The organism is Streptomyces olivochromogenes, assembly GCF_021538895.1.
Lineage (GTDB): Bacteria > Actinomycetota > Actinomycetes > Streptomycetales > Streptomycetaceae > Streptomyces > Streptomyces olivochromogenes_A.
Window position 1 is genome coordinate 1 of record NZ_JADDRL010000069.1, and the last position, 12,369, is coordinate 12,369.

Here is a 12,369-nt window from a genome sequence, read left to right on the forward strand (position 1 = left end):
GGCGCCGGCCGGGTCGCGCGTACGCCCCGCCGCGAGGAGGCCGTGCGGCGGGGCGTACGGATGTGGGGGCGTGGGGTTCGGTCCGTGTCGAGGGTGGCCGGGTCGGAGCCGAAGCGCTGGTTCTTGTTGTGCGTGCTGGAGGAGTTCGAGGTCGTGTACGCCTGGGCGGCGGTGTCACGGGGTGTCTCGCACGTGCGGGCCCGGGCCGGGGTGTACGGGTGTGGGGGCGCGGGGTTCAGCCCATGTCGAGGGCGGCCGGGGCGGGGCCGAAGCGCCAGTTCTCGTTCAGCGCGCTGGAGGAGGTCGAGGTCGTACACGCGGACGTACCTACCGACTGATGCCGGCCGGCGAGGCGGGCGGGGGCGGCGTCGGGTGCGTGCTCGGCGGGGTCGCTGTCGGGTGGCTGCCCGGGGAAGGGCGTCACGGGGTGTCGCTCGCGTGCGGGCCCGGGCCGGGTCGCGCGCGTACGCCCCGCCGCGAGGAGGCCGTGCGGCGGGGCGTACGGGTGTAGGGGCGCGGGGGTCAGCCCATGTCGAAGGCGGCCGGGTCGGGGCCCAGGCGTCGGTCCTCGTTGAGTGCGCTGATCGCCGCGAGGTCCTCGGTGTCCAGGCTGAAGTCGAAGACGTCGATGTTCTCGCGGATCCGGGACGGGGTCACCGACTTCGGGATCACGATGTTGCCCAGCTGCAGGTGCCAGCGCAGCACGATCTGGGCCGGGGTGCGGTTGTGCTTCTGCGCGATCGCGACGATCGCCGGTACCTCCAGCAGGCCCCTGCCCTGGCCGAGCGGCGACCAGGCCTCGGTGGCGATGCCCTGCTCCGCGTGGAAGTCACGGGAGCCGTGCTGCTGCAGGTGCGGGTGCAGCTCGATCTGGTTGACCGCCGGGATGACCGACGTCTCGGCGATCAGCCGCTCCAGGTACTCCGGAAGGAAGTTGGAGACGCCGATCGCGCGGACCCGGCCGTCGGACAGGAGCTTCTCGAAGGCCTTGTAGGTGTCGACGTACTTGCCACGGGACGGCAGCGGCCAGTGGATCAGGTAGAGGTCCAGGTACTCCAGGCCCAGCTTCGCCAGCGACGTGTCGAAGGCGCGCAGCGTGGCGTCGTACCCCTGGTCGCTGTTCCAGAGCTTGGTGGTGACGAAGATGTCCTCGCGGGGCAGGCCGGAGGCGGCGATGGCCTTGCCGGTGCCCTCTTCGTTGCCGTAGATCGCCGCTGTGTCGATGCTGCGGTACCCGGCCTCCAGCGCGGTGGCGACGGCCTGTTCGGCCTCGTCGTCCGGCACCTGCCAGACGCCGAAGCCCAGCTGGGGCATCTCGACGCCGTTGTTGAGGATTTTCGGGGGGACCTTGCTGCTCACGAGCTCTTGATCCTTCGGTTGGCGAACAGGTGGTGCTCTTATCGTCAACGATCACGGGCCGTGATGCATTCCTGACTGCCGAATCCGCCGGATCCGCCGAATCCGCCGGAACTGACTGACGAGTCAGTCACGGGAAGGGCTTGGCCGAGAGCATCCGATGTTTTCAGGGTTTTCGGTCCGGACCATTGACCGCGGCCCGTCCTCTCGGGACTCTGTATCGCGCCACCGAACGCGTCACTGAACCACATGCACACATGTGAACGACGCGCATATCGGCGCCTGTCTGCGCTCCGAGACCCCCCACCCTCAGGAAAGCAGGTACGTACACATGAACGAGACCCTGCCCGAGGCCTTCCCGGCGGAACGAGCCGTTCTGGAGACATCGGATGACAATGCCTGGCAAAGCCCTGGATACACGGTCGTCGAGACCGCGCTCGAAGTGACCGCCTACGCCCTCGGCGACCTCCCGGGCGCCGGCGGCTCCGCCCGGGCCGGGGCGATCCCCGCGCCCGCCGCCCGGCGCCCCGCGCCGTGACCGCGCCCGTCCGCGCCGAGAGCACCGCGTCCCCGTGGCCCGCAGCCGAGTTCACCGCCCGGCTGCGCGCCGTCACCGCCGAGCGCTATCACGACCGGCACCCCTTCAACCTCCGGATGCACCAAGGTGAGTTGACCCCGGCCGAGGTGCGCCGCTGGATCGCCAACCGGTTCCACTACCAACGGCACATCCCCGTCAAGGACGCGCTGATCCTCGCCAAGCTGGAGAGGCCCGTACTGCGCCGCGCCTGGCTGCGCCGCATCCGTGACCACGACGGATCGACCGAGGGCGAGGGCGGCATCGAGCGCTGGCTGCGGCTCGGCGAGGCGGCCGGTCTGGCCCGGGACGAACTGTGGGACACCTCCCGGGTGCTGCCCGGGGTGCGGCTCGCGGTGGAGCGGTACGTCACCTTCTGCGGCCGGCGCCCCGCGCTGGACGCGGTCGCCGCCTCCCTCACGGAGCTGTCCGCGCCCGACCTGATGCGCACCCGTATCGCCGCGTTCGAACGCCATTACCCGTGGATCGACCCGGCCGGCCTCGCCTACTTCCGCACCCGTGTCGGCCAGGGCGCCCGGGACGGCGAGGAGGCCCTCGCCCTGGTCCTGGCCTGGGCCCGCACCCGCCCGCAGCAGGAACGGGCGGTGGCCGCGCTGGCCTTCAAGTGCGACGTGCTGTGGGCGCTGCTCGACTCCGTCGACCGGGGCGACGGCGGTGCCGGAGGCGTGCCATGACCTGGCGTCCCGCCCTGTCCCGCGGGGTCGTCCTGCGCCGGGACCGGGTGCGCGGCACCGACCTCCTGCTGCTGCCGGAACGGGTCGTCGTCCTGCACGGCGGGGCGGGCGGCGTGCTGCGGCTGTGCGACGGCAGCCGGAACGTGCCGGAGATCGTCGCCGAGCTGCGCGCGGCGTTCCCCGGAGCCCCCGTCGGCGCCGACGTCCCCTGGTTCCTCGCGGCGCTGCGGAAGGAGGGCTGGCTGACATGACCCCGGACCCCCCGTGGGCCCTGCTCGCCGAGCTCACGCACGGCTGCCCGCTGCGCTGCGGGTACTGTTCCAACCCCGTCGAACTGATCGGTCGGTCAAGAGAGCTGACCGCCGCGCAGTGGGCGGACGTGTTCCGGCAGGCCGGTGACCTGGGTGTCGTCCAGACCCATCTGTCCGGCGGCGAGCCGCTGCTCAGACGCGATCTGCCGGAGCTCGTCGCCGCCGCCGACACCGCGGGCCTCTACACCCAGCTGGTCACCAGCGGGCTGGGGCTGAGCGAGCGGCGGCTGGCCGGGCTCGTGTCGGCCGGACTGCGCAGCGTCCAGCTCTCCGTGCAGCACGCGGAGCCGGCCGCCGCCGAACGCATCGCGGGCGCCCGGTCGTTCGCGGCCAAGGAGCGCGCCGCCCGGCTGATCCGCGCGGCCGGGCTGCCCTTCGGGCTGAACATCGTCCTGCACCGCGCCAACCTCGACGCGCTGGACGAGCTGATCACCCTCGGCGTGTCCTGGGGCGCCGACCGGATCGAGCTCGCCCACACCCAGTTCCACGGCTGGGCCCTGCGCAACCGCGCGGCCCTGCTGCCCACACCGGCACAGGTCGAGCGGGCCCGCACCACGGTCGCCCGCCGGCGCCGGGAGCTCGGCGGCACACCGGAGCTGGTCTGGGTCGCCCCGGACCTGGTGGACGCCACGGCGAAACCCTGCATGGGCGGCTGGGGCAGGGTCTCGCTCACCGTCGCACCCGACGGCACGGTCCTGCCCTGCCCGGCCGCGGCCGCCCTGCCCGGACTCGATCCGCCGAACGTCACCGACCGCAGACTCGCCTGGATCTGGCACGAGTCCGCGGCCTTCAACGCCTTCCGCGGCGAGTCCTGGATGCCCGAACCCTGCCGCGGCTGCGCCCTGCGCGCCGCCGACCACGGCGGCTGCCGGTGCCAGGCGTACGCGCTCACCGGTGACGCGACGCGCACCGACCCGGCCTGCCGCCACGCCCCCGACCACCACCTCGTACGCGACCTCGTGCACGGACCGCGCGAGACGTCCGCGTACGCGTACCGAGAAGGAGGACCATGAGACGCCGACGCCTGCGGGCGGCGCTGACGGCCGTCGCGCTCGCCGCCACCGCCCTGGCCGCGCTGCCCTCGGTGACCTCGACGCCGGCCGCCGCCGCGCCCCGCCGCGGCGCTCCCGCGCCGGCCGTGCACGAGGCCGAGGACGCGGTCATCGGCCAGGGCACCGTCGACTCCGACCACACCGGCTACACCGGCACCGGATTCGTCAACTACGGCAATCTGAGCGGCAGTTACGTCGAGTTCACGGTCACCGCCGACCAGCCGGGCACCGAGCCGCTCGCGTTCCGCTTCGCCAACGGCAGCGCCGCCGACCGGCCCCTGGACGTCAACGTCAACGGCGTCACGGTCGCGCGCGGCCTGTCCTTCCCGGGCGACGGCTCGTGGACGAGCTGGCGGACCCGGACCGTCGACGCGGCGCTGCGGCAGGGCACCAACACGATCCGCGCGACCGCCGTGAGTACCGGCGGCGGCCCCAATCTCGACTCGCTGACCGTGGGCCGGCCCACCGCCGTCACCGACTGGTCGGCCGCCATGGTCGACTCCACCACCGCTCGCTACACGCCGACCACGATCGGCGGCTGGTCGTACCCCGTCGGCCTGTACCTCTACGGCCAGTACCTCGTCTACCAGCGCACCCACAACGCCCGCTACCTGTCCTTCATCAAGAGCTACGTCGACCGGTTCGTGGCGAGCGACGGCTCGATCGGCCAGAGCTTCAACAACCTCGACAGCATGCAGGCGGGACGGCTGCTGACGATCCTGCACCACGAGACCGGCCAGGACCGCTACCGGATCGCGGCGAAGAAGATCCGCGACCGCCTCGACAGCTACCCGCGCACCCAGGACGGCGGCTTCTGGCACGCCGACTCCAGCAGCCGCGCCCACCAGTTGTGGGCCGACGGCGTCTACATGGTCAACCCGTTCCTCGTCGAGTACGGCAGGGAGTTCCACGACGCCGGCCACGCCGACGACGAGGCCGCCCGGCAGCTCGCCGTCTACGGCGGTCATCTCCAGGTGGGCAACGGCCTGTTGAAGCACGCCTACGACGAGTCGCGCACCGCCTCATGGTCCGACCAGGCCACCGGCCTCGCCCCCGAGCACTGGTGCCGCGCCGTCGGCTGGTACTCCATGGCGATCGTCAACGTGCTCGACGCCCTCCCGGCCGACCACCCGCGCCGAACCGCGCTGCTGGGCATCCTGAAACGACTCGCCGCCGGCCTGGAGCACTACCAGGACCCGGCCACCGGACGCTGGTTCCAGGTGATGGACAAGGGCGAACGCGGCGACAACTGGACCGAGACCTCCTGCTCCAGCATGTTCACCTACGCCCTCTCGCGCGGCGCCCAGCAGGGCTACCTCGACGCGCACTACGCGAGCGTCGCCGAACGCGGCTACCAGGGCGTCCTGCAGAAGATCTCGCTCGGTCCGGACGGCCGTACCGAACTCACCGACATCTCGATCGGCACCAACGTCGGCGACTACGCCTACTACATCGGCCGCACCCGGGCCACCAACGACTTCCACGGCCTCGGCGCCTTCCTGATCATGAACGAACAGCTGCGCGCCCGGCCCCGCACGCCCACTTCTTCGGAGCAGCCATGACCCCCACCCGCAGGACCCTGCTGGGCGCGGCCCTGACCGGCGCGACCGCCGCCGTCGGCCTGCCCGCCACCCCGGCGAGCGCCGCCTCCTGGCAGCTGAAGTGGTCGCCGTCCGCGAGCGCCGACGGTCTCGGCGCCTTCGAGACGATCGAGGACGACCGCGCGAACTCGCACCCCGCCGGACACCCCCACATCCGCCCCGAGGGCAACAACTGGCGGTTCACCATGCACAGGGTGGACCGGGACACCATGACCGACCGGCAGCGCCAGGAGGTCACCGGGCTGCGCACCTCGCCCGGCAGCTATCTGAAATGGCTGCCGGGACAGACCTGGCGGCTGACCTACTCGATGTACATCCCGAGCTCGCTGAAGGCCACGACCACCTTCACGCACATCATGCAGATGAAGCAGCCCGGCAACGGCAGCTCGCCGATCGTCGTGCAGTCCCTGCGTAGGGTCAACGGCGCCCAGACCATCGAGCTCCAGCTGCCGATCTCCGGGACCCTGGTCGGTCGTACCTCCCTGGATCCGCTGCACGACCGGTGGACCGACGTCGACTTCCAGATCAAGGTCGGCAACGGCACGTCCGGCTCGGTGCGCTGGATCCTCAAGAGCGGCGGCACGACCCTGATCGACAAGGCGCGCACCGGCGTCGACACCTTCCTGGCCGACCGCGTGCGCCCGAAGTGGGGCATCTACCGCTCCCTCGGCGACAGTTCCGGCTCGCTCCAGGACTGCCACCTGCTCCTCACCGATCTGCGCGGCTACCAACTCGTCTGAGGAGAAGGCCCGATGACACCCCCACGCGCCCCGCGCCGAGCCCTCTTACTCGCGTGCCTCGGCTTCCTCGTCGCGCTCGGCCTGTCCCACCCTCCGGCCGTGGCCGCCCCCGCGTCCCCCGCCGCCGCGTCCACCGTCCACTCGACCGCGGCCGTCTACGACGTCCGCTCCTACGGCGCCAAGGGCGACGGCTCGGCCAACGACACGCCCGCCGTGCAGAAGGCCGTCGACGCGGCGAGCGCCGCCGGCGGCGGAACCGTGCTGGTGCCCGCGCCCGGCACCTACAAGTCCAAGAACACGATCCACATGAAGAGCCGTGTGACGCTCCAGGTCGACAAGGGCGCCACCCTCCAGGGCTCCGACGCGGACACCTACGACCCGCCCGAGTCCAACCCGAACGACAAGTACCAGGACTACGGCCACAGCCACTTCCACAACGCGATGATCTACGGGGACCGGCTGACCGACATCGCCTTCACCGGCGGCGGCGTCATCGACGGCGGCGGCAGCCTGATCACCGGCAACCCGAAGTCCGGCGAGGCCGACAAGATCATCTCACTGACCCGGTGCGACGGACTGCGCCTGGGCGACGGACTGACCCTGCGCCGCGGCGGCCACTTCGCCGCCCTCGTCAACGGCTGCGCGAACGTCACCTCCGACCACCTGACCATCGACACCGCGAGCGACCGGGACGGCTGGAACATCATCAGCACCACGAACGTCACCGTCACAGGCGCCCACATCAAGGCGAACGACGACGCGCTGGTCTTCAAGAGCGACTACGCCCTCGGCGCCAAGCTCCCCAACGGCCATGTGCGGGTGAGCGACTCCTACCTGTCGGCGGTGTGCTGCAACGCCCTGATGTTCGGCTCGGAGACCTGCGGCGACTTCACGGACTACCAGTTCGCGCGGATCAGGATCGAGGGGTCGAACAAGTCGGGGCTCGGCATGGTGTCGATGGACGGCGCGAAGATCTCCGACGTCCACTACCGCGACATCACCATGACCGACGTCCACGCGCCGATCACGCAGAAGATCGGCACCCGTAAACGCTGCGGCAACGACCCGGGCGTCGGCTCCATCAGCGACATCACCTACGACAACATCACCGCGACCGGATCCAGCCCCTCGTACAGCCCGACGCTGTGGGGCGAGGCGGGTGCGCATCGCATCAGGAACGTCACCTTCACCCACGTCGACCTCACCGTGCCCGGCGGCAACGGCACCATGGGCACCGGCGTGCCGAGCAACGACCCGAACAACTACAACCCCAACAGCATCGGCACCCGCCCGGCCTACGGCTGGTACCTGCACAACGCGGACGGCATCGCCTTCACGGACAGCTCCGTGCGCCTCGCCGCCGACGACGGCCGGCCCGCGGTCATCGCCAACTCCGCGAGCTCGGTGAAGTTCACCCGGTTCACCGCCCAGCGCGGCGGCAACGCGCCCTACGACATGGGCTTCCAGACGGTGACCGGCTACTGCGTGGCCGACAGCCACACCACCTCCGGAGGCGCGCTGCGGACGTCCGGCACCGGGTCCACGAGCGACTGCGGAGCCCCGGGCACGCGCTACGAGGCCGAGAACGCCGCCTCCTCGGCCGGCAGCACCGTGGACACCGACCACCGGGGCTACTCCGGCACCGGTTTCGTCAACACGTCGAACGTCAGCGGCAGTTACGTCGAGTGGACGGCCGACGCCGCGAGCGCCGGGCCCCGGACGATCTCCCTCGGCTACACCAACGGCAGTACCGCCGACCGCCCGATGGACATCGCGGTGAACGGCACGCTCGTCGCCGCGCACGTCTCCTTCCCGCCCACCGGCGACTGGACCGCCTGGCGCACCGTCGACGTCACCGTCCCGCTGACCGCCGGCGCCAACACGATCCGGACCACGGCCACCGCCTCGGGCGGCTGCCCCAACCTCGACTACCTGGACGTACCGGCATGAGCACACGCGGACGCACGATCCCGGCGCTGCTCGCGGCGGTGGGGCTGTTCCTGGCGGCCCTGCTGCTGCCGTCCCCGGCCCGGGCCGACCTGCAGAACCCGCGCCAGGACTTCCTGCGCGCCGCCACCGGCGGCCTCTTCCTGCACTGGGGCGAGCGCACCGCCCCGCAGCACACCAGCTGCGCCGCCTGGGAGAACGACGTCACCAGCGGCGGCTGGACCCCCGAGTACTGGGTGAACGAGGCGCAGAAGCTGCACACCCAGTACCTGGTCCTGGCCACCTTCCACAGCCGCCTCGGCTACGCCCGCCCCTGGCCCTCGGCCGTCCCGGGCAGCTGCGCCACCCGGCGCGACTTCCTCGGCGAGCTGATCACCGCGGCCAGGGCGAAGGGCCTGAAGGTCATCCTCTACATGACCGACGACCCGCAGTGGCACGACGAGGGCGGCCACGAGTGGCTCGACTCGGCCGCGTACTCCGCCTACAAGGGCCACTCCGTCGACCTGACGACCCGCGACGGCTTCGGCGAGTACTCCTACGACCTCTTCTTCGAGGTCATGAACCGCTACCCGGACCTCGGCGGCTTCTGGATCGACAACGACAACGCGTACTGGGAGAGCCACGACCTCTACGCGCAGATCTACCGGAAGCGCCCCCAGTACACGATCAGCAACAACAACGAGGACACGCCGATCATGGACATGATCAGCAATGAGCAGAAGACGGGGATGACACCGGCGTACGACTATCCCCAGGCGGTCTACACGGCCCAACCCCGGCTCACCGAGGCCGACTTCAAGCTGCCCTCCACCGGAGCCTGGTGGTACGACGGTTCGAACCCGACCGTGGACCGGATGCTCACCCTCGGCCGCCTGATCACCAACGCGGGTTCCTCCGTGAAGGCGCTGATGGCGGAGACGGCGATGGTCAACGGGAGATTTCCGGCCAACCAGGAGGCCTTCAACAACTTCGCCAACGGCTATCTGAACCCGATATGGGAGTCCCTGCACGGCGTCGAGGGCGGCGGCTACATGTACGGCGGCCTCAAGCCCGGCTTCTGGAACGACGGCGCCCACGGCGTGACGACCATCGCCAAGGACGATCCGGACCGCCAGTACATCCACGTCCTGACCCCGCCCAGCACCGGCACCCTGCGGGTCCGGGACAACGGCTACCGGATCGCCTCCGTCACCAACCTTCGTACCGGAGCGCCCATTTCGTGGTCCCAGTCCGGTGGCGTGCTCACACTGACGGGGCTGGGCGGCTGGGATCCGTACGACACCGTCTTCAAGGTCGTCACGGCCGGCCGTCAGGGCCTGCTGCCCGCCTCCTCCTACACGATGACCGCGAGCGCCTCGGCGAGCGGACACGGCGCCCCGGTCGCCGCCGACGGGAACTACCTCACCTACTGGGACAGCGACAAGACCCTCCCGGTCACCCTGACCTTCGACCTGGGCTCGGCCAGGCGCGTGCAGTACCTCGGGCTCAACCAGCGCGAGGACTCGGTCGCCTACGCCCGTTCCGACACCGAGCAGTCCGCCCGGATCAAGGACTACAAGGTGTTCCTGAGCGACGACGGCACCAGCTGGGGGAACGCGGTCAAGTCCGGTCAGCTGGCCGGCCGGCGCGGCATGCAGGGCATCGACCTGACCGCGGCGAGTGCCCGCTACGTACGGCTGGAGGTCGACAGCACCTGGGCGGCCTCGACCGACACCAGCCGCGCCAAGCGGCTGCGCGTCGACGAGGCCTGGATCGCGGCGTCGTACGCCACCCCGGCCACCGGGACACCGCCCCAGCGTCACGAGGCGGAGGACGCCGTGTACTCGGCGGGCGGGACCGTCGACACCAACCACACCGGATACTCCGGGACGGGCTTCGTCAACACGGCCAACGCGGCGGGCGCGTACGTGGAATGGACCGTCACGGCCTCCGGCGACGGCACCGCGCGGCTCACCCTCCGGCACGCCAACGGCACGACCACGGACCGCCCGATGGACCTCAGCGTCGACGGCAAGGTGATCGCCGTCGCCAAGTCCTTCCCGCCGACCGGAGGTTGGGACAGCTGGGCCGATGTCACGGCCGATGTTCCGCTCACCGCCGGCACCCACACCGTCCGCGCCACGGCGACCACCGCCGCCGGCGCGCCCAACCTGGACTACCTGGAGGTGAGCGGGCCATGAGACCGACACGACGGATCGGCCGCGCGCTGATCGCCGCCGTGCTGGGCGCGCTGTTGGCGAGCGCGCTCCCGTTGCTCGCCGCACCGCCCGCCGCCGCGTCCGGCAACGGGCTCTCGCTGCGCCCCGCGATGGGCTGGAGCAGCTGGAGCTTCGTGCGCCGCTCGCCGACCGAGGCGAAGATCAAGGCCCAGGCCGACGCCCTGGCCGCCAGTGGTCTGGCCGGACACGGCTTCGTGTACGTCAACCTCGACGACTTCTGGCAGAAGTGCGACTCCAACGGATTCGTCGTCGACTCCTACGGCCGCTGGGCCGTCGACCCCGCGAAGTTCCCCTCCGGCATCAAGGCACTGGCCGACTACGTGCACGCCAAGGGCCTGAAGTTCGGCTTCTACGTCACCCCGGGCATCGCCAAGAACGCCGTCCTGAGGAACACGCCCATCGAGGGCACCTCGTACCACGCGGCGGACATCGCGGACACGTCCACCCTGGAGAAGAACTACAACTGCAAGAACATGTACTACCTCGACTACTCCAAGCCCGGTGCCCAGGAGTTCGTCAACTCCTGGGCCGCGCAGTTCGCCTCATGGGGAGTCGACCACCTCAAGATCGACGGGGTGGGCAGCGCCGACGTCCCCGACGTCCAGGCCTGGGCGAAGGCACTGCGGGCCACCGGCCGTCCGATCACCTACGCCCTGTCCAACAACCTCCCCGTCGCGAACGCCACGACCTGGCGCTCGCTCGCCAACAGCTGGCGCACCCAGGGCGACGTCGAGTGCTACTGCGGGCCCGGACCCAACGGCAGCGGCTATCCGCTGACCGACTGGAAGCACGTCTTTGCGCGCTTCACCTCGGCCGCGACCTGGCAGCAGTACGCCGGACCCGGTGGCTGGAACGACCTCGACTCCCTGGAGATCGGCAACGGCGACCAGGTCGGCCTCACCGCCGACCAGCGGCGTTCCCACTTCACCCTGTGGGCGATGGCCGGCGCGCCCCTGCTGCTCGGCACCGACCTCACCCACCTCGACCCGGTCGACACGGCGATGCTCACCAACGACCGGATCATCGCCGTCGACCAGGACGGATACGCGGCCAGGCGGATCGTCTCCAGCGGCGTCGACCAGGTGTGGAGTAAGCGCGAGGACTCCGGCGACCACGTCGTGGCACTCTTCAACACCGGTACCTCCGGCACCTCGACGGTGAGTGTCACCTGGTCGCAGCTCGGCTTCACGGGCTCCGGCGAGGTCACCGACCTGTGGTCGGGGGCGCACCAGGGCGCCGTCGCCGACTCCTACAGCGCCACGCTGCGGCCGGGGGAGACGCGGCTGATCCGGGTGACTCCGCTCGGCGCGACGACCGTACGGCACCAGGCGGAGGGCGCCGGCACCTCGGCGGGCTCGACCGTCGACACCGACCACCTCGGCTACACCGGCACCGGCTTCGTCAACACCGCCAACGCGGCGGGCGCGTACGTCGAGTGGACGGTGAACTCGGCGAGCGCGCGGAGCGCGTCGGTGAACCTCCGGTACGCCAACGGCGCCTCGACCGGCCGTCCGATGGACGTCAGCGTCAACGGAAGGGTCGTCTCGGCGAACCGTGCCTTCGATGCGACCGGTTCCTGGGACACCTGGGCCTCGTCGACCCTCACCGTGCCGCTGGTGGCCGGCCCGAACACCGTCCGGGTGACGGCGGCGACGGCGAACGGCGCGCCCAACATCGATTGCTTCGACGTGAGTTGAAAGCGCCTCACTCCACACCCCCATCACGTCCTCCCCGTTGTGTTGTCGGCGGGGAGGCACGACCTTAAGTGTTAGGAACCCTTCCTAACACTCAACCTCCCTCCCCACCCCACTCCTGGAGGTCGACCCCGTGCACGTCCTCGCACCCGCACGCCGCCCCCGTCCCGGCGTGATCCT

10 protein-coding genes and 1 pseudogene are annotated in these 12,369 nt (G+C 70.8%); 9 read left to right on the forward strand and 2 right to left on the reverse strand.

From position 1 onward, the window contains the following. Both IPZ69_RS29680 and IPZ69_RS29685 read right to left on the reverse strand, forming a co-directional pair. Positions 1 to 317: hypothetical protein (locus IPZ69_RS29680; RefSeq protein WP_235457700.1), on the reverse strand; the 317-nt coding region annotated here is incomplete at its 3' end. Positions 318 to 522: 205 nt separating this feature from the next. Continuing rightward, complete coding sequence (locus tag IPZ69_RS29685; protein ID WP_308407557.1) at positions 523 to 1,359, reverse strand: aldo/keto reductase; 837 nt, start codon at positions 1,357 to 1,359, stop codon at positions 523 to 525. Positions 1,360 to 1,687: 328 nt separating this feature from the next. Here IPZ69_RS29685 and IPZ69_RS29690 point away from each other — a divergent pair. The 9 genes and pseudogenes from IPZ69_RS29690 to IPZ69_RS29730 form a co-directional block, all read left to right on the forward strand. After that, positions 1,688 to 1,822 (forward strand): annotated as a pseudogene (locus tag IPZ69_RS29690) (pyrroloquinoline quinone precursor peptide PqqA); the annotation flags it as partial. Positions 1,823 to 1,890: 68 nt separating this feature from the next. After that, positions 1,891 to 2,625, forward strand: a complete 735-nt coding sequence (gene pqqC / locus IPZ69_RS29695) for a pyrroloquinoline-quinone synthase PqqC (protein ID WP_308407558.1) — start codon at positions 1,891 to 1,893, stop codon at positions 2,623 to 2,625. Beyond that, positions 2,622 to 2,876, forward strand: coding sequence for a pyrroloquinoline quinone biosynthesis peptide chaperone PqqD (pqqD, locus tag IPZ69_RS29700; protein ID WP_235457701.1), 255 nt, complete (start codon positions 2,622 to 2,624; stop codon positions 2,874 to 2,876). Before pqqC ends, pqqD begins: the two co-directional genes overlap by 4 nt. After that, the gene (pqqE, locus tag IPZ69_RS29705; protein ID WP_235457702.1) at positions 2,873 to 3,949 is read left to right on the forward strand and encodes a pyrroloquinoline quinone biosynthesis protein PqqE; all 1,077 of its coding nucleotides are present in this window, start codon (positions 2,873 to 2,875) and stop codon (positions 3,947 to 3,949) included. Before pqqD ends, pqqE begins: the two co-directional genes overlap by 4 nt. After that, positions 3,946 to 5,550 (forward strand): glycoside hydrolase family 88 protein, encoded by a 1,605-nt coding sequence (locus tag IPZ69_RS29710; RefSeq protein ID WP_235457703.1) that lies wholly within the window; start codon positions 3,946 to 3,948, stop codon positions 5,548 to 5,550. The genes pqqE and IPZ69_RS29710 overlap by 4 nt, the downstream gene beginning before the upstream one ends. After that, positions 5,547 to 6,329 carry a polysaccharide lyase gene (locus tag IPZ69_RS29715; protein WP_235457704.1) on the forward strand — a complete coding sequence of 261 codons (783 nt, stop codon included), beginning with the start codon at positions 5,547 to 5,549 and terminating at the stop codon, positions 6,327 to 6,329. The genes IPZ69_RS29710 and IPZ69_RS29715 overlap by 4 nt, the downstream gene beginning before the upstream one ends. Before the next feature lie 12 nt (positions 6,330 to 6,341). Further along, entirely contained in the window at positions 6,342 to 8,279 is a 1,938-nt protein-coding gene (locus tag IPZ69_RS29720; RefSeq protein WP_235457705.1) for a glycosyl hydrolase family 28 protein, read from the forward strand. After that, the gene (locus tag IPZ69_RS29725; protein WP_235457706.1) at positions 8,276 to 10,456 is read left to right on the forward strand and encodes a carbohydrate-binding protein; all 2,181 of its coding nucleotides are present in this window, start codon (positions 8,276 to 8,278) and stop codon (positions 10,454 to 10,456) included. Before IPZ69_RS29720 ends, IPZ69_RS29725 begins: the two co-directional genes overlap by 4 nt. Next, the gene (locus tag IPZ69_RS29730; protein WP_235457707.1) at positions 10,453 to 12,192 is read left to right on the forward strand and encodes a carbohydrate-binding protein; all 1,740 of its coding nucleotides are present in this window, start codon (positions 10,453 to 10,455) and stop codon (positions 12,190 to 12,192) included. The genes IPZ69_RS29725 and IPZ69_RS29730 overlap by 4 nt, the downstream gene beginning before the upstream one ends. Positions 12,193 to 12,369 lie beyond the last annotated feature (177 nt).